The organism is Mesorhizobium ciceri biovar biserrulae WSM1271 (assembly GCF_000185905.1).
Classification (GTDB): Bacteria; Pseudomonadota; Alphaproteobacteria; order Rhizobiales; family Rhizobiaceae; genus Mesorhizobium; species Mesorhizobium ciceri.
In genome coordinates, this window is record NC_014923.1 from 1556483 (window position 1) to 1573147 (window position 16665).

Below are 16665 nucleotides of genomic sequence, written 5' to 3' on the forward strand. Positions count from 1 at the left end.
TCAGCTCCTAATGATCCTGCAGGCAGCCTTCGGCCAGACAAAAGGGCCATTGTAGTGCCCGCTCTTCGTAGCGAAGCTGATCGTTCCTTGTTCGGTGATGCATTCCCGCCGAGATTAGAATTCGTCGTACTGTTTCGCGAAAAGTACGACGTCAATTTGCTAAGCTGATGAAAAGCATGGTGATCCCGACAGGAATCGAACCTGTGACCTACAGATTAGGAATCTGCCGCTCTATCCTACTGAGCTACGGGACCACGCGGCCAGACACATAGCCGCTTCGGATCGTTTCGCCAAGAGGCCGGCCGAAGGCAATTCGGCCGGCTTTGCGCTGCCGCTGTCAGGCGGCCAGCGCGGTTTCAGCCAGTTTCACCCAGTAGCTCATGCCGTGCGGGATGACCTCGTCATTGAAATCGTAGGCCGGGTTGTGGAGGCCGGCGGTGTCGCCATTGCCGATGAAGATGAAGGCGCCGGGGCGGGCTTCGAGCATGTAGGAGAAATCCTCGCCGCCCATCACCGGCTGGATGCCGCGGTGGACATGGGCGTCGCCAGCGACACTCATCGCGACGTCACCGGCAAACACCGTCTCTTCCGCGTGGTTGAAGGTCACGGGATAATTCGCCTGGTAGTCGACCTCGATCCTGGCCCCGAACGCGGTCGCCAGCCCGTCGCAAATGCTGCGGATGCGCTCTTCGGACTTCTTGGCGATTTCTTTTCGCAAGGTGCGCACGGTGCCGGCGATTTCGGCGGTTTCGGGGATGATGTTGTAGGCGTCACCGGCGTGGAACTTGGTCACCGACACCACCACGGCCTCGACCGGATCGGTGCTGCGCGAGGCGATCGTCTGCAAGGCGCCGACCAATTGGCTGGTGATGACGATCGGGTCGATCGTGCCGTGCGGCATCGCCGCGTGGCCGCCCTTGCCGCGCACGGTGATGGTGAATTCGGCGGTCGCCGCCATGATCGGGCCCGGGCGAATGGCGAACTGCCCGACAGGCAGGCCCGGCATGTTGTGCATGCCGAACACCCTGGAGATGTCGAAACGCTCCATCATGCCGTCCTTGACCATCTCGTTGCCGCCGCCGCCGCCCTCTTCGGCCGGCTGGAAGATCACCGCCACCGAACCGGTGAAGTTGCGCGTCTCGGCGAGGTATTTGGCCGCACCCAGCAGCATCGCCGTGTGGCCGTCATGGCCGCAGGCATGCATCTTGCCGGGGATGGTCGAGGCGTAGGGCTTTCCTGATATCTCGTTGAGCGGCAGCGCGTCCATGTCGGCGCGCAGGCCGATAGTGGGGCCTTCGCCCTGGCGGCCGCGGATGATGCCGACCACGCCGGTCTTGCCGAGGCCGGTGACCACGTCGTCGCAGCCGAAGGCCTTCAGCTTCTCGGTGACGAAGGCGGCGGTCTTGAAGACGTCGAAGTTCAGTTCTGGCGTCTGATGCAGATGCTGGCGCCAGCCGGCAACTTCGTCCTGCATTTCGGCGGCACGGTTCAGGATTGGCATGATGGTTCCATCTCGCTGTTGGGACGGCGGGTGTTGGCCGCTGCCTTGCAATTGTGATCGCCAGGCACTTTGCCATCTTGGCGTCACATAGAGTAAATAGCACCGCAACAATGGGGTCCGGTTTTTGAGGGTCGGACCATATGCTGGCGATCGCGTAACGAAATCTTACGGAGCCAGGGGCGACTACGGCAAGAGGCGATTTCGGATTTGATCATGCGGTACAGGCATTTCCTCAAACTATTCTCGGCTGGCACAATCGCGCTGTCGGTTGTGGCCGGGCCGGCGCTGGCCAATCCGGTGGTCGTGTTCGACCTCGGCAGCGGCAAGATCCTGCAGCATCAGGATGCGTTCAAGCGCTGGTATCCGGCATCGCTGAGCAAGCTGATGACCGCTTACGTCACCTTTCGGGCGATCGCGGCCGGCGAGGTACAGCTCGATTCGCCGATCAAGGTGACCAAACACTCCGCCGCCGAGCCGCCAAGCAAGATGGGCTTCAAGCCGGGCTCGGTGATGCGGCTCGACAATGCGCTGAAGATGATGCTGGTCAAATCGGCCAACGACATTGCCATGGCCGTGGGCGAAAATGTCGGCGGTTCGCAGGCGGCCTTTGCCGACCGGATGAACGCCGAGGCGACCCGGCTCGGCATGAACGGCACGCATTTCGTCAATCCGAACGGGCTCTATTCGCCGGATCAGTACACGACGGCGCGCGACCTCGCCGTGCTGGTGATGGCGATCCGCCGCGAATTTCCGCAATATGTGCCGTGGTTCTCGATCGAGGGCCTTGCCGTCGGCAAGAAGGCGATCCCCAACTACAATCTCTTGATCGGCCGCTATCCCGGCGCCGATGGCATGAAGACCGGCTTTGTCTGCCCTTCCGGCTTCAACATGATCGGTTCGGCGACGCGCAACGGGCGCACGCTGGTCGCGGTTGTGCTTGGCGAGAAGTCGGCGGTCACCCGCGCGGAGACGGCGGCAAAACTGCTCGATCAGGGGTTCGACACGCCTGTCGCCGGCTCGGCCACCGTCACCACGCTGGCGCCCTATGGCGACACGGTCTCACCCAACGACATGCAGGACGAGGTCTGCAAGAAGAAGACGCCGCAGGAGCAGTCCGAGGCGCCGCCGGCCGCCGCCAAGAACGTGCCGAAATCACCCTATCAGGAAAAGCTCGACCATGTGCCGACGCTGGTTGCCGTCGGCCTTGGCGGCGCCACCGGTCCGGCGCCGAAGGCCATCCTCGACCAGGGCGCGCAGGAATTTGCCGATGTGCCGATCCCGAGCTGGCGGCCCGACAGGCCGGCACCGGCCGGCACCGGCCCGAAGATTGCCGGCTCCGCCGCGCAGGGCGACCAGCCGGTCAAGGTTGCGAACTAGCCAATGGGCAGCGGCTTCCCGATCCCAGTCTCGGTGCTGACCGGCTTCCTCGGCGCCGGCAAGACGACGCTGCTCAACCGGCTGCTCAAGGATCCGGCGCTGGCCGACACGGCGGTGATCATCAACGAGTTCGGCGAGGTGGCGATCGACCATTTGCTGGTCGAGCAGTCTTCCGACGGCATCATCCAGCTGTCGGACGGCTGCCTGTGCTGCACGGTGCGCGGCGAACTGGTCGATACGCTGGCCGACCTGGTCGACCGGCTGCAGACCGGCCGCATCGCCCGGCTCGCCCGCGTCATCGTCGAAACCACCGGCCTTGCCGACCCGGCGCCGGTGCTGCAGTCGATCATGGCGCATCCGGCGCTGATCCAGGCCTTCCGGCTCGACGGCGTCATCACTTTGGTCGATGCCGTCAATGGCAACGCCACGCTCGATGCCCATGTCGAGGCGGTCAAGCAGGTTGCCGTCGCCGACCGCATCGTGCTCAGCAAAGCCGATCTGGCCACCGACCCCAATGAGCTGGAAATGCTGCGGGCGCGCCTGCGGCAGATCAATCCGGGCGCCGAACTGCTCGATGCCGACGACGCGGAGACAGGCGTGGCGGCGCTGTTTGATTGCGGCCTCTACAACCCGGCAACCAAATCCGCCGACGTGCGGCGCTGGCTTGGCGAGGAAGCGGCGCACGATCATCACCATCATGCTGGTCATGATCACGAGCATGACCACGGCCATCGTCACGATCAGCGCGTGCGCTCCTATTCGCTGGTGCATGACGGCCCGGTGCCGTTTTCGGCGATCGAGATGTTCCTCGACCTGCTGCGTTCGACCCATGGCGAGCGCCTGCTGCGCATGAAGGGCGTCATCGAGCTCAGGGAAGACCCGTCGCGGCCGCTGGTGATCCATGGCGTGCAGAAGATCCTGCATCCGCCGGTGCAATTGCCGTCCTGGCCGGATGGTCAGCGTGGCACGCGGCTGGTGCTGATCACGCTCGACATGCCGGAAGATTATATCCGCAGGCTGTTCGCCGCCTTCACCGACCGGCCGTCGGTTGACACGCCCGACCGCGCGGCGCTGGAAAACAATCCGCTGGCGATCGCCGGGCGGTAGCCCCCAACGATTACGGCGCGCCGCGCTCGACCAGGAAGCGATGGCCGCCGGAGACCGCGGCCGTTTCAATCAACTGGTGGCCGCTCTCGGAGCAGAATGCCGGAATGTCGATGACGGCGAGCGGGTCGGTGGTCTCCAACCAGAGCCGACTGCCCGGTTGCATCCCCGCCAGGCGCTTCTTGGCCTTGAGCACGGGCAAGGGGCAGTTCAGCCCCTTGAGGTCATAAATAGCGGCGCGATCAGCCACGGGCGATATCAACCGCCGAACATGCCGAGCAGCTTGTTCTTCAGCTTCGTCACCCGGCTTTCGTCGGCACTCGCCGCTTGCGTTTCAGCCATTGGCGCCGCTTCCGAAGGGGCCGCGATGGTCGCGGTGGCGACTGGGGCCTCCTTGGCGGCCTTCTCGGCCTCCTTTTCGGCCAGAGCCTGGGCCTTGGCGGCTTCCTTGGCTTGCTTGGCCGCCTCAATGGCAGCCAGCCTCTGCTCCTCGGCCTTCTGCTTGGCAGCTTTTTCGGCATCAAGAGCCGCCATCTTGCGGCCGGCGGGCGAATCGATGCGGCCCATGCGTGCCGTCTCGGTGACCGAGCCGTCATTGTTGAGCGACGGCGGATCGATCGGTACGCGTTCGCCGCGTGCGCGGCGCTTGGACCAGTCGGAGACGATGCTGGCTTCCTTGATACCGGCGATGGTCGGCTTGGGCGCCGGCACGCTGGCCTTGACCGCGCCGCTGAACGCCGCGTCATAGGTGCTCATGTAGGAATTGTAGGCGCTCTTCAGCGAATCAGGCTGCGTCGTCGCCGGGCAGGCGCCAGTCGGATCGAATGTCTGACCGTCGGCGGCTACCTGGTTGAAGACATAACGCTTCTCGCAGACATCGACCTTCGGCGGCACCTTGGTGATCTCGAAATTGTCGTAGCCGACCTTGAGCATCTTCCAGAAGTCGTAATTCGGGTCGTTGCGGTAGCGCGCCATGTTGGCGGCGGTCATGCGGAACGGAAACGCCTGGATCTGGAACTCGGTCTGGCCGCCCTGGAAAGCATCGCGGCCGAAGGCATAGATCTGCTCGATCTGCGCATCGGTCATCGAATAGCAGCCCGACGATGAACAGGCGCCGTGCACCATCAAATTGGAGCCGGTGCGGCCGTTGGCGCGGTCATAGGCGTTGGGATAGCCGATGTTGAAGGACAGATGGTAGTTCGAGCGCGGATTCATCTGCGCCGGGCGCACCGTGTAGAAGCCTTCCGGCGCCTGGCGGTCGCCTTCGGTGTATTTCGGCCCGAGCTTGCCCGACCATTTGCAGATGTCGTAGCTGGCGACCATGTCATAGCGGCCGTTGGTCTTGGCCTTCCAGATCTCGAGCTTGCCTTCTTCCTTGAAGATGCGGGCCATCACCGACGAGGTGCGGACCATGCCCTTGGCCCTCATGTCGGCGAGGATCTTGTCGGGCAGCGGCTTGTTGGCCTCCGGGGCAAAATCCTTCATCGACGAATTGTTGCAGCCGGCAACGCCGAGGGCAGCGATCAGGATTCCGGTGCGGGCAAGCTTGACAAACATGGCTACGGATATCGTCTTTTCTCTGGCGCCAGGACGTTTCCTGCCCCGGCTGCTACACTGCGCATCGACGGACCCTAAGCCCGTTAACCCTAATAAATTCCTTACCGCAAGTGCCGACGCATCCCCCTGCGGCAGTCTCATTGAGCCGAATGCAGCGGCATTTTTGTGGCAAAAATGCTCCGCTCCGCCACATTGTTGCGGCCAAGGGTGCCTGTGGTCAGAGACTGCGGCCCATGGCCAGGTATTTTTCGCGGCGCTGTTCGCGGAAATCGGTGTTGGCGCCGGCGAAGTCCTTCATCGTCCTGGCGATGAGGTCTCCGGTCGCGGCGATCACGGTTTCGGCGCCGCGATGCGCACCGCCGAGCGGCTCGGGGATGATGGCGTCGATGATCTTCAGTTCCAGAAGATCCTGCGCGGTGATCTTCATGTTGGTCGCCGCGTCCTTCGATCGTGTCGTGTCGCGCCACAGGATCGAGGCGGCACCTTCCGGCGAAATCACCGAATAGATGGCGTGTTCGAGCATGTAGACGCGGTTGGCGGTGGCGATGGCAATGGCGCCGCCCGAACCGCCTTCGCCGATGATCACCGAGATCGACGGTACTTTCAGGCCAAGACAGGTCGAGGTTGAACGGGCGATAGCCTCCGCCTGGCCGCGCTCCTCGGCGTTGACTCCGGGATAGGCGCCGGCCGTGTCGACCAGCGTCAGGAGCGGGATCTTGAAGCGGTCGGCCAGTTCCATCAGCCGTACCGCCTTGCGGTAGCCCTCCGGCCGAACCGAGCCGAAATTGTGCTTCAGGCGGCTGGCTGTGTCGGAACCTTTTTCCTGGCCGATGATGGCAATGGGTTCGCCGCGGAAACGGGCGAAACCGCCGACGATCGCCTGGTCCTCACCGAAATTGCGGTCGCCGGCCAGCGGCGTGAAATCGGTGAACAGGCCCTTGATGTAGTCGACGCAATGCGGCCTGTCGGGATGGCGCGCCACCTGCACCTTCTGCCAAGGCGTCAGCGCCTTGTAGGCATCGCGCAATGCGTCGCGGGAGCGCTTCTCGAGACGGTTGATCTCGTCGCCGACATCGACCGCCTCGCCATTCTCGGCAAGCTTCTTCAGCTCGAGGATCTTGCCCTCGAGGTCCTGCACCGGCTTTTCGAAATCGAGGTAATTATACATGCGTGAGCGGACCGATACGTCGGAAGGCAGTGGCTGACGGAACCCTTGAATCTAAGGCTCCGGGCGGTGAAATGTCGTCCTCACATAGCGATATGAGGCCTAGTCGGCAAGCGGATGATGATCGTTGACCAGCCGCACCAGCCGCTCTTCCAGCACATGGGTGTAAATCTGTGTCGTCGATATGTCGGCATGGCCAAGCAATTGCTGCACGGCCCGCAGATCGGCGCCGTTCTGCAGGAGATGGCTGGCGAAAGCATGGCGCAGCACGTGCGGCGAGATCTTCGCCGAGGCAATGCCGGCCCTTGCCGCCAGCCCTTTCAGGTCACGCGCGAAGACCTGGCGCGAGAGATAGCCGCTGTCCGAGGCGGCCGGAAACAGGAACGGACTGTCGGCGAAGGCTGGCACCTTGGCGCGGGCGGCAAGCCAGGTCTTCATCGCCGCGCGTGCCTTGGCGGAGAGCGGCACCATGCGCTCCTTGTCGCCCTTGCCGCGCACCATGAAGAAGCGGTCGTCGCGTTGCGCCACCGTCACCGGCAAGCCGACCAGCTCGGAAACGCGCAGGCCGGTGGCGTAAAGCACCTCGACCAGCGCATGCAGGCGCAGTGATGCCAGGCTGTCCCCATCGCCCGACGAGACATCGCCGGCTTCAATTGCTGCACGGTCGATCAGCCGGCCGGTGTCGGCCTCGCTCATCGTCTTGGGCAGCGGGCGGCCCTTTTTCGGGCTGTCCAGCGTGCCGGTCGGGTCATCGCCGCGCAGGCCTTCGGCGTAGAGGAATTTGAAGAACTGGCGGATCGCCGACAGTTTGCGCGCCTGCGACGTGGCGGCAAAGCCGCGGGCGGCAATGTCGTCGAGATAGGCGCGGATATCGGCGGCGGCGGCACCGGCCAGCCCGCCATCGATCGCGCCGGAAGCGTCCTCGAGGTCGCGGCGGTAGGAGGAAAGCGTGTTTTCTGCCGCGCCCCGCTCGGCGCTCATCATTTCCAGAAAGGCTTCGATGCGGGCGGCGCTGTTCATTCAGCCTGTCTTGTCATTCAGCTTTTCTTGGGATTGAGCTTTTCCGGAGGGATGCGCACGCTCATTTCCCCCTTCTTTGGCTCGACGAACATCACCAGTGCGAACATCGTACCATAGGCAATGCCAGCCAGAATCGCCGTTACCACGACAAAGCGAAACAGTGTCGGCATCAATTTTCGCCCGTCTTCTTGTTCTGCGTTTCCAAACCCTGTCCCCTTATGGGACGCCAATCCGGCCAATTCAAGGAAGAAGCTGGGGCCTGTTAGCAACTTCTGATGCAGACCCTGCCAGTCCATATCGGGTTCAAGGCACTTGCCACGCTTGACGCAAACGGGCTTTTCATGTCGATACGCCGGCAAAGAGGGCCTTCGAAACATCCGATGAACGCGCTGCCAGCAAATCCTCCAGACGAGAACCACGCCGCGTTGCTCGGCAGGCTGGGCAGCCGTTCCGTCGTCTTCGTCGGACTGATGGGCGCCGGCAAGACGGCGATCGGCCGCAAGGTGGCGACGATGCTGGCGCTGCCCTTCATAGACAGCGACCAGGAGATCGAAAGCGTCTCGCGCATGACCGTTCCGGAACTGTTCGAGCGCTACGGCGAGACCGAATTCAGGGCGCTGGAGCAGCGCGTCATCCTGCGCGTGCTGGAAAACGGCCCGCAGGTGCTGTCGACCGGCGGCGGCGCCTTCATGAATGCGCAGACTCGCGAGGCGATTGCAGCGCACGGCGTCTCGGTGTGGCTGAAGGCCGAACTCGACCTTCTGATGGATCGCGTCGCCAAGAAACAGAACCGGCCGCTCCTGAAAAGCGCCGACCCGCGCGCCGTGCTGGAGCGGCTGATGGGCGAGCGCTATCCGGTCTACGCGACATCGGACGTCACAGTGCCGACCCGCGACGACCGCAAGGAAGTCATCGCTACCGAGGTGGTGGACGCGCTGTGCCGGCATTTCGGCATTGATCAGGCGGCTGCGACGGGCGAGGTGGAACAGTGAGCATCGAGGCACCCGTTGTCGTCGAAGTAGGCCTTGGCGACCGGACCTACGACATTCTGATCGGCTCGGGGTTGTTGGCCCGCGCGGGTGCCGAGATTGCGCGCCGGCTGCCGGGCACACGCGCCGCGGTCGTCACCGACGCCAATGTCGCTGCAGCGCATCTCGGTGCGCTGAAGGCCAGCCTCGAAACGGGTGGCATCCAGACCGCAGTGATCACCCTGCCGCCTGGCGAGAAGACCAAGAGTTTTGCCCACCTCGAAGAGGTGGTCGACGGTGTGCTGGCTGCGAAACTGGAGCGCGGCGACATCGTCATCGCCTTCGGCGGCGGCGTTATCGGCGACCTTGCCGGCTTTGCCGCCGGCATCGTGCGGCGCGGCATGAATTTCGTGCAGATTCCGACCTCGCTGCTGGCGCAGGTCGATTCCTCGGTCGGCGGCAAGACCGGCATCAACAGCCCACGCGGCAAGAATCTTGTCGGCGTCTTCCATCAGCCGAAACTGGTGTTGGCCGACACAGGGGTGCTCGACACGCTGCCGATCCGGGAATTCCGCGCCGGCTATGCCGAGCTCGCCAAATACGGGCTCATCGACCGGCCGGAATTTTTCGCCTGGCTGGAAAAGAATTGGGTCCAGGTTTTTGCCGGCGGGCCGGAGAGGGCGCAGGCGATTGCCGAAGCCTGCCGCGCCAAGGCCGACGTGGTTGCGCGTGACGAGTTCGAGACCGGCGACCGCGCGCTGCTCAATCTCGGCCACACATTCGGCCACGCGCTGGAAGCCGCCACCCAATATGACGGAAGCCGCCTCGTCCATGGCGAAGGGGTCGCCATCGGCATGGCGCTGGCCTACCGGTTCTCGTCGCGGCTCAATCTGGCCAGCCCCGACGATGCCGCGCGCGTCGAGGCGCATCTGCGCGCCGTCGGCCTGCCCTGGCGAATAGCCGACATCCCGGGCGATCTGCCTGACGCCGAGGCGCTGCTTGCCTTCATCACCCAGGACAAGAAGGTGTCGCGCGGCGCGCTGACCTTCATCCTGACGCGCGGCGTCGGCCAGGCTTTCATTGCCAAGGATGTTCCGGCATCGGAAGTGCTGTCGTTTCTGAGGGAGAACCACCCAAAGGAAAGCGACCGGAGATGAACGAGCCCGGCTGGATCGTTGTCGCCGTCCTTGCCATCCTCATCGTGCTGCTCGTTGCCGTGCGCACGCGCCTGCTTGCCATGTTCGGGTACGAGCTTTCGCGCATCGAGCCGCAGCGCTCCAGCCAGGACGAATTGCGCGGCGCGGTCGACGATTTCCGCCGCGACGGCCAGGTGGTGCGCGAGGATCGCGACCGCGTCGGCGGCCTGTTCGATCTCGCCGAGCTCGAAGTCTCCGACATCATGGTCCACCGCACCAACATGCGCTCGGTCAATGCCGACAATGCGCCGGAAGCGGTGGTGCGCGAGATTTTGCAAAGCCCGCACACCCGCATGCCGCTGTGGAAAGGCTCGCTCGACAACATCGTCGGCGTGCTGCATGCAAAGGATCTGCTGCGCGCCTTGAACGAAGTCGGCAACGATTTCTCCAGGATCGACGTGATGAAGATCGCTTCGAAACCCTGGTTCGTGCCCGACACCACGACCTTGCAGGAACAGCTCAACGCCTTCCTTCGCCGCAAGGCGCATTTCGCCGTCGTCGTCGACGAATATGGCGAGGTCGAAGGGCTGGTGACGCTGGAGGACATTATCGAGGAGATCGTCGGCGAGATCGCCGACGAGCACGATGTCGACATACAGGGCGTCAAGCAGGAGGCCGACGGCTCCGTGGTCGTCGACGGTACGGTGCCGATCCGTGACCTCAACCGGGCTCTCGACTGGAACCTGCCGGATGAGGAGGCAACCACCATTGCCGGCCTCGTCATCCACGAGACGCAATCGATCCCCGAGGAGAAGCAGGCTTTTACGTTCCACGGCAAGCGCTTCATCGTCATGAAACGCGACAAGAACCGGATCGCAAGGCTGAGGATCAGGCCAGCCGGCGACGCCTGATGTGCGCCGGGAGACCGGGTGCCGTCATCCCGCGATCTGGCTCGTCGAGCGTTCGTGGATCGTCGCGCCGGTCTCGGCATCCATGGCCGCCAGGCTGACTTCATAACCCCAAAGCCTGCGGATGTGACGAAGCGTGGCGTCGCGGCTGGCATCCTCGAGAAGGATGCCGTCATTGACCTTGTGCTGCAGCCGCAAATGGCGGTCGCCGAGCAGATCGACATCCACCACCTGAATGTCCGGCCGGTTCGCGCCGAGATCATAACTGTTGGCGAGCGCGGCGCGTATCTTGGCGTAGCCGCGCTCATCGTGGATGGACGCGACCAGGCAATGCGGCTGGTCGGCAGCGTCGCCGAGCACAAAAAACCGCCATTTCCGGATCAAGGCCGGGCTGAGGTACTGGCGGATGAAGGATTCGTCGCGATGCTCGGCCCAGGCGTCCAGCAGGACCTCGCGCCAGTTGCCCTGGCCGGCCATGTCGGGGAACCAATCGCGGTCCTCGGCCGTGGGTTTGGTCGAGATGCGCTGAATGTCCTGCATCATGTCGAGGCCGAGAGCATAGGGGTTGATGCCTGAAAAACGCGGATCGTCGAAGGCCGGCTGGAAGACCACGTTGGAATGATTGCGCAGGATTTCGAGCATGGCTCCTTCGCTGATCTGGCCGCGGTCGAACAGCATGTTCATCAGCGTATAGTGCACGAAAGTGGCACAACCTTCGTTCATCACCTGTGTCTGCCGTTGCGGGTAAAAATATTGCGCGATGACACGAACGATCCTGATGATCTCGCGCTGCCAGGGCTCCAGGACTGGGCTGTTCTTTTCCAGGAAATAGAGCAGGTTTTCCTCGGGCAGATTGAGCGATTTCTTCCACTCTGGGTCCTGGCCCTTGTCGTTGGCCGCTTGCTGCGAGGCCGGCAGCGTACGCCACAAGTCGTTGTAGGAGCGCTCCTCGTATTCGAGACGCTCGCGAATTCCTTCGCGTTGCCGTTCCGACGACAACCTCGGCGGCCGGTGATAGCGAAACACGCCCTGATCCATCAGCGCGTGGGCGGAATCGAGAACAGCCTCGACGGCGGCGAGGCCGTGCCGCTCCTCGCAGCGGACTATGTAGCCCTTGGCGAAGTCCAGGTAGCTGAGGATCGCACCCGCATCCGTCCACTGTTTGAACAGCTGATTGTTCTTGAAGAAATGATTGTGCCCGAGCGCTGCGTGGGCCGTCACCAGGGCCTGCAGGGCCATGGTGTTTTCCTCCATCAGATAGACGATGCAGGGATTGGAATTGATGACCAGTTCATAGGCAAGCCCCCGCCCGCCCTTGCGATAGAGCAGATCCTGGTGGAGGAAATGTTTGCCGAAAGACCAGTGACGGTACATCAATGGCATGCCGATGGACGAATAGGCGTCGAGCATCTGCTGCGACGAGATGATCTCCATCTGAACGGGATAGGTGTCCAGATGAAGCTCTTCGACCGCAAGTGCCTCGATAGCGTCATAGGCCCGCGACAATGTTTTGAAATCCCAGTCGGACCCTGAAAAAAGCAGGCTGGATTTGCTCGCTTGTCTGGCCATCGGGAACCTCATGCCCTCTTGAGGGCGGCCGGCTGCCTGCCGAAGAGCTGGCGAAAAACCGGATAGATATCGGCGGGTGTGGCGATGCGGCTCATCTGGAAGTTCGGCCATTTCTGGTCGATGGAGTTGTAGGCACGCCACAGCGATGTCCCGTTTTCTGTCGAGCCGAAAATATGAGCTTCACGCTCGTCGATGATCTCGACATACGCAAAATACTGGCACAGCCGCATGAGCTCGCCATTGAGCAGCGAAATGCATCGCTCCGAATCGCCGGCGAAATTGTCGCCGTCCGAGGCCTGGGCGGCATAGATGTTCCAGTCATGGGCCGGGTAGCGGCTGGTGATAATACGGTGCATTTCCTCCAGCGCGGTGGAAACGACGGTGCCGCCGCTTTGGGTGTTGTAGAAAAATGTTTCCTCGTCGACCTCCTGAGCCAGGTGCGTGTGGCGGATGAAGACAATCTCGATGCGGTCGTAGCGCCGTTTCAAGAACAGGTGCAGCAAGACGAAGAAGCGCTTGGCCAGATCCTTCTCGCGCTCGCCCATGGACCCGGACACGTCCATAAGACAGAACATGACGGCATTGGCGTTCGGCACCGGCCGGGAATCGAAGCGGTTGAAGCGGATGTCGACCGGATCGACATAGGCAATCCGGCGGCGGCGGCGTTCCAGCCGGTCGAGTTCTTCGCGCAATGCCGCAATACGCTGGCGCGCGTCGGCGCTGGATGGCGTCGACTCGAGCGAGGCGATTTCCTCGAGGATCGCATCCAGTTCGACCTGCTTGGGGCGCCTCAGCGCAATGCGGCGGCCGTGGCTGTTGCGCATCGTGCGGCCAACATTGATGTTGGTCGGCGAACCTGTGGCGGCGAAGCCGGCTCTGCGCGGCTTGAAGGCAAGGATCTCCTTGAGGTTGAGCTTGACCATGTCCGGGAGCTCGAGATCCTCGAAGAAAAGATCGAGCACTTCCTCGCGCGACAGCACGAAACGAAAGTCGTCTTCAGATGCCTTGTTTCCCGGCGACGATGCTCCCCCGCCGCCCCCGCCGGGCTTGGGGATCAGGTCTCCAGCGGAGAAATGCCTGTTGCCCGGCAAGATGTGCTGGCGCCTGCCGCTGTCGCGGGCGTTGTTGAAGCTCGGCTCGCTTGTGCCTCTTTCGGGCATGCGCACGGCATGCTCGGAATCCGCGTCGGTGATCCTGCCGGTGCGGATCTGATCGCGTATGCTGCGTTTCAATTCCTCGCGCGCGCGTCGCAGGAAGCGCTGGCGATTGCCGAGGCTTTTGTCTTTCGGGTTCAGGCGGCGGTCGATGAAGATCGGCATGGAACCATCCGGGTTCTCTAACCCGCCCTGTTCACCCGCATGTACCAGTCCACAAGGCGACGCACCTGCCGCTCGGTGTAGCCGCGCTCGACCATCCGCTGCACGAATTCATTGTGCCGCTTTTCCGTGACACTGTCCTGCTTGGAGCCGAAACTGATCACCGGCAGGAGGTCCTCGACCTGGCCGAACATGCGTTTTTCGATGACTTCCCGCAGCTTTTCGTAACTTGTCCACGCCGGGTTGCGGCCATGGTTTCTTGCACGGGCGCGCAGGGTGAATTTCACCACCTCATTGCGGAAGTCCTTGGGATTGGCGATGCCGGCCGGTTTTTCGACCTGTGAAAGCTCGTTGTCCAAAACCTCGCGGTTGAGGATCTGGCCTGTGTCGGGATCCTTGTAGTCCTGGTCTTCGATCCAAGCGTCGGCATAGGCGATGTAGCGGTCGAAAAGGTTCTGGCCGTACTCGCTGTAGGATTCCAGATAGGCTTTCTGGATCTCATGGCCGATGAATTCGGCATACCGCGCGGCCAGCTCGGACTTGATGAACTCCAGATAGGCGGCTTCCGTCTCCTTCGGAAACTGTTCGCGCTTGATTGCCTCCTCCAGGATGTACATGAGATGCACGGGGTCGGCGGCCACCTCTTCGGTGTCGTAGTTGAAGGTCTGCGACAGGATCTTGAAGGCAAAGCGCGTGCTGACGCCTGCCATGCCCTCATCGACGCCGGCGGCGTCCCGATATTCCTGAACCGACTTTGCCTTGGGGTCGACTTCCTTGAGGTTCTCGCCATCATAGGCGCGCATCTTGGTGTAGAGCGGCGAATTGTCGTGCTCGGCCAAGCGGGTCGAGACGGTAAACCGGCTGAGGATGTCCAGCACCTCTGGAGCGCAGGGACTGGCGGCCAATTCGCTCTCCCGCAACAGTTTCTCGTAGATCTGCCGCTCTTCGGTTATCCGCAGGCAATACGGCACCTTGACGACGAGGATGCGATCGAGAAAAGCCTCATTGTTCTTGTTGTTCTTGAACTGCAGCCATTCCGACTCGTTGGAATGGGCCACGATGATCCCCTGGTAGGGAAAGGCGCCGAAATTTTCGGTGCCGTTGTAGCTGCCTTCCTGGGTAGCCGTCAGCAGCGGATGCAGGACCTTGATAGGCGCCTTGAACATTTCGACGAATTCAAGCAGGCCCTGGGTGGTCCGGTTCAGTCCACCGCTATAGGAATAGGCGTCCGGATCGGACTGGCTGAAGTTTTCCAATTGCCGGATGTCCACCTTGCCGACCAGGGCCGAGACGTCCTGATTGTTCTCGTCGCCGGGCTCGGTCTTGGCGATGCCGATCTGGCGCAGTCGCGACGGCATCAGCTTGACGACGCTGAACTTGGAAATGTCGCCGGAAAGTTCGTCGAGGCGCTTGGCCGCCCATGGCGAAATGAGCCCATTCAAGCGGCGCCGGGCAATGCCGTATTTATCCTCCAGCAGGTCGCCCATGCGATCGGGATGGAAAAGGCCAAGCGGCGATTCGAAAACCGGGCTGACCTGGTTGCCGACCTTCAGCGTGTAGATCGGGCGCTGTTCCATCAACTTCTTCAGCCGCTCGGCAAGGGAGGATTTGCCGCCGCCCACCGGGCCGAGCAAATAGAGGATTTGCTTGCGCTCCTCGAGCCCCTGGGACGCATAGCGAAAATAGCCGGCGATGCGCTCGATTGTATCCTCCATGCCGTAGAAATCGGCGAAGGAGGGGTACACTTTCAGGGTCCGGTTGGAGAAAATACGGCCGAGCCGCTCATCCTTGCTGGTGTCGACCAGGTTCGGCTCGCCGATCGCCTCGACCATCCGTTCAGGCGCCGAGGCATACATCGACTTGTCCTCGCGGCAGGCAAGGAGATATTGCTGGATGCTGATCTCTTCCTGCGCCGCGTTGGTGTAAATTTCCGAAAAGAGATCGAAGACGTCAGACTGGTTCTCTCGCATGATGCTTTTGCCCTCGGAGCCGCTGTGGCTTCCATTCGGCTCACCACGCATTCAACTGCCGGGGGGCACCGTTTGTTCCCTTCATGTGAAGAGGTGGCCGCGATCTTAAGGATTGAGGCTACTCCGCGAGACCAAAGCGCTCGTTGCGGAGCCGTATTCAGCGCGGGTAGCGGGTGTGTTGCGAACCCCTGACTGGACGGCTGGGGCGGCCGCGTGCAGTCTTGCTTTGCCAGGAGACAATGATGATCGATCGACGAAGCCTGATCATGGCCTCCATGGCGGCGATGCTGCCGTTGGAAGCGTCGGCCGCGTGGAAAACACGCCGGCCCACGCCAGAAACCTTCGACTACGGGCCGGCCAAGCTCGACATCTACGCGCCCGATGGTGCAATCGGCCTGCCGGTCGTGTTTTTCGTTCATGGCGGCACCTGGCAGTTTGGCAAACGCAGTCAGGTGGACGCCAAACCGGCCTTCCTGCTCGCCAACGGCTTCTGCTTCGTCTCCATTGATTACCGCATGCTGCCGCAGGCCAATGTCGCCACCCAGGCTGGTGACGTCGAAAAGGCCTATGCCTACATCAGGGCCAACATCGCCCGGCATGGCGGCGATCCCAACCGCATCGTCGGCATGGGCCATTCGGCCGGCTGCCATCTGGTTGCGCTGACCGGCATGCGCGGCGGATTGCCGGGCATAGCCGCGCTCATCCTCGACGACACCAGGGCCTATGATCTTGCAGCACTTGCCAAAAATGGCGGTATGGTCCGGGCCTATGCCCGCGTCTTTTCCGATCCCGCGCAATGGGCGGCACTTTCGCCGGCCAGCTATGTCGACGGCCGCAAGCACCCGCCGACTTTCATCGCCTATTCGCGGGCATCGGGCCGGAGCGAGGACTCCAAGGCCTTTGCCGAGCGCCTGCGCTCGACGGGCACCAAGGTTACGCTGTTCGACGGCAGCGCCTATACGCATATGTCGATCAATCGCGATTTCGGCGAGGACGGCGACGCGCTGACCGCGGCCGCGCTGGCATTCCTGAAATCGACGGTTGGCTGATCTTTACGGCACTGGATTAGATCAA

15 protein-coding genes and 1 tRNA gene are annotated in these 16665 nt (G+C 62.5%); 6 read left to right on the top strand and 10 right to left on the bottom strand.

Annotated features, from left to right (window positions below):
• Positions 1-177: 177 nt before the first annotated feature.
• Together MESCI_RS07465 and MESCI_RS07470 are read right to left on the bottom strand one after the other, a co-directional pair.
• Positions 178-254: transfer RNA gene (locus MESCI_RS07465), tRNA-Arg, on the bottom strand.
• An 83-nt stretch (positions 255-337) separates the two neighbouring features.
• The gene (locus MESCI_RS07470; RefSeq protein ID WP_013529349.1) at positions 338-1501 is read right to left on the bottom strand and encodes a M20 aminoacylase family protein; all 1164 of its coding nucleotides are present in this window, start codon (positions 1499-1501) and stop codon (positions 338-340) included.
• 213 nt (positions 1502-1714) lie between these two features.
• Here MESCI_RS07470 and MESCI_RS07475 point away from each other — a divergent pair, with 213 nt between their 5' ends.
• Both MESCI_RS07475 and MESCI_RS07480 read left to right on the top strand, forming a co-directional pair.
• The gene (locus MESCI_RS07475) at positions 1715-2878 is read left to right on the top strand and encodes a D-alanyl-D-alanine carboxypeptidase family protein (RefSeq protein WP_013529350.1); all 1164 of its coding nucleotides are present in this window, start codon (positions 1715-1717) and stop codon (positions 2876-2878) included.
• Positions 2879-2881: 3 nt separating this feature from the next.
• Positions 2882-3985 (top strand): CobW family GTP-binding protein, encoded by a 1104-nt coding sequence (locus MESCI_RS07480; protein WP_013529351.1) that lies wholly within the window; start codon positions 2882-2884, stop codon positions 3983-3985.
• A 10-nt stretch (positions 3986-3995) separates the two neighbouring features.
• On the opposite strand, the gene MESCI_RS07485 is transcribed toward MESCI_RS07480, so the two are convergent.
• From MESCI_RS07485 to MESCI_RS07505, 5 genes are all read right to left on the bottom strand, one after another.
• Entirely contained in the window at positions 3996-4232 is a 237-nt protein-coding gene (locus MESCI_RS07485) for a sulfurtransferase TusA family protein (protein WP_024503732.1), read from the bottom strand.
• A gap of 8 nt (positions 4233-4240) precedes the next feature.
• Positions 4241-5539, bottom strand: a complete 1299-nt coding sequence (locus MESCI_RS07490; RefSeq protein ID WP_013529353.1) for a L,D-transpeptidase family protein — start codon at positions 5537-5539, stop codon at positions 4241-4243.
• A 217-nt stretch (positions 5540-5756) separates the two neighbouring features.
• Positions 5757-6707 (bottom strand): acetyl-CoA carboxylase carboxyltransferase subunit alpha, encoded by a 951-nt coding sequence (locus MESCI_RS07495; protein ID WP_013529354.1) that lies wholly within the window; start codon positions 6705-6707, stop codon positions 5757-5759.
• 99 nt (positions 6708-6806) lie between these two features.
• Entirely contained in the window at positions 6807-7724 is a 918-nt protein-coding gene (locus tag MESCI_RS07500; RefSeq protein WP_013529355.1) for a site-specific tyrosine recombinase XerD, read from the bottom strand.
• Between the two features lie 17 nt (positions 7725-7741).
• Positions 7742-7894, bottom strand: coding sequence for a hypothetical protein (locus tag MESCI_RS07505; RefSeq protein WP_013529356.1), 153 nt, complete (start codon positions 7892-7894; stop codon positions 7742-7744).
• A gap of 210 nt (positions 7895-8104) precedes the next feature.
• On the opposite strand from MESCI_RS07505, the gene MESCI_RS07510 reads away from it, so the two are divergent.
• Genes MESCI_RS07510 through MESCI_RS07520 form a run of 3 tightly spaced genes read left to right on the top strand, consistent with a single transcriptional unit; the run spans position 8105 to position 10739 of the window.
• Complete coding sequence (locus tag MESCI_RS07510; protein WP_013529357.1) at positions 8105-8716, top strand: shikimate kinase; 612 nt, start codon at positions 8105-8107, stop codon at positions 8714-8716.
• Positions 8713-9849 carry a 3-dehydroquinate synthase gene (aroB, locus tag MESCI_RS07515; protein ID WP_013529358.1) on the top strand — a complete coding sequence of 379 codons (1137 nt, stop codon included), beginning with the start codon at positions 8713-8715 and terminating at the stop codon, positions 9847-9849. The genes MESCI_RS07510 and aroB overlap by 4 nt, the downstream gene beginning before the upstream one ends.
• Positions 9846-10739: an HlyC/CorC family transporter gene (locus tag MESCI_RS07520; RefSeq protein ID WP_013529359.1), complete on the top strand. Its 894-nt coding sequence runs from the start codon at positions 9846-9848 to the stop codon at positions 10737-10739. Before aroB ends, MESCI_RS07520 begins: the two co-directional genes overlap by 4 nt.
• Before the next feature lie 24 nt (positions 10740-10763).
• On the opposite strand, the gene MESCI_RS07525 is transcribed toward MESCI_RS07520, so the two are convergent.
• From MESCI_RS07525 to MESCI_RS07535, 3 genes are read right to left on the bottom strand one after another with little or no spacing between them, the layout of a single operon-like run.
• Positions 10764-12305, bottom strand: a complete 1542-nt coding sequence (locus MESCI_RS07525) for a SpoVR family protein (RefSeq protein WP_013529360.1) — start codon at positions 12303-12305, stop codon at positions 10764-10766.
• An 8-nt stretch (positions 12306-12313) separates the two neighbouring features.
• A complete protein-coding gene (locus tag MESCI_RS07530) occupies positions 12314-13624 on the bottom strand; it encodes a YeaH/YhbH family protein (protein WP_013529361.1) in 1311 nt (436 codons plus the stop codon).
• Between the two features lie 17 nt (positions 13625-13641).
• Complete coding sequence (locus tag MESCI_RS07535; RefSeq protein ID WP_013529362.1) at positions 13642-15591, bottom strand: PrkA family serine protein kinase; 1950 nt, start codon at positions 15589-15591, stop codon at positions 13642-13644.
• A gap of 242 nt (positions 15592-15833) precedes the next feature.
• Between MESCI_RS07535 and MESCI_RS07540 the strand changes: the two genes are divergently transcribed.
• Positions 15834-16640 (top strand): alpha/beta hydrolase, encoded by an 807-nt coding sequence (locus MESCI_RS07540; RefSeq protein WP_013529363.1) that lies wholly within the window; start codon positions 15834-15836, stop codon positions 16638-16640.
• The last annotated feature ends 25 nt before the right edge of the window (positions 16641-16665 follow it).

What these genes read in the sequence shown, in the direction of transcription:
- MESCI_RS07470 (WP_013529349.1), bottom strand. Translation starts at nt 1,501, where the DNA reads ATGCCAATCCTGAACCGTGCCGCCGAAATGCAGGACGAAGTTGCCGGC.
- MESCI_RS07475 (WP_013529350.1), top strand. Translation starts at nt 1,715, where the DNA reads ATGCGGTACAGGCATTTCCTCAAACTATTCTCGGCTGGCACAATCGCG.
- MESCI_RS07480 (WP_013529351.1), top strand. Translation starts at nt 2,882, where the DNA reads ATGGGCAGCGGCTTCCCGATCCCAGTCTCGGTGCTGACCGGCTTCCTC.
- MESCI_RS07490 (WP_013529353.1), bottom strand. Translation starts at nt 5,539, where the DNA reads ATGTTTGTCAAGCTTGCCCGCACCGGAATCCTGATCGCTGCCCTCGGC.
- MESCI_RS07495 (WP_013529354.1), bottom strand. Translation starts at nt 6,707, where the DNA reads ATGTATAATTACCTCGATTTCGAAAAGCCGGTGCAGGACCTCGAGGGC.
- MESCI_RS07500 (WP_013529355.1), bottom strand. Translation starts at nt 7,724, where the DNA reads ATGAACAGCGCCGCCCGCATCGAAGCCTTTCTGGAAATGATGAGCGCC.
- MESCI_RS07505 (WP_013529356.1), bottom strand. Translation starts at nt 7,894, where the DNA reads ATGCCGACACTGTTTCGCTTTGTCGTGGTAACGGCGATTCTGGCTGGC.
- MESCI_RS07510 (WP_013529357.1), top strand. Translation starts at nt 8,105, where the DNA reads ATGAACGCGCTGCCAGCAAATCCTCCAGACGAGAACCACGCCGCGTTG.
- MESCI_RS07520 (WP_013529359.1), top strand. Translation starts at nt 9,846, where the DNA reads ATGAACGAGCCCGGCTGGATCGTTGTCGCCGTCCTTGCCATCCTCATC.
- MESCI_RS07525 (WP_013529360.1), bottom strand. Translation starts at nt 12,305, where the DNA reads ATGGCCAGACAAGCGAGCAAATCCAGCCTGCTTTTTTCAGGGTCCGAC.
- MESCI_RS07530 (WP_013529361.1), bottom strand. Translation starts at nt 13,624, where the DNA reads ATGCCGATCTTCATCGACCGCCGCCTGAACCCGAAAGACAAAAGCCTC.
- MESCI_RS07535 (WP_013529362.1), bottom strand. Translation starts at nt 15,591, where the DNA reads ATGCGAGAGAACCAGTCTGACGTCTTCGATCTCTTTTCGGAAATTTAC.
- MESCI_RS07540 (WP_013529363.1), top strand. Translation starts at nt 15,834, where the DNA reads ATGATCGATCGACGAAGCCTGATCATGGCCTCCATGGCGGCGATGCTG.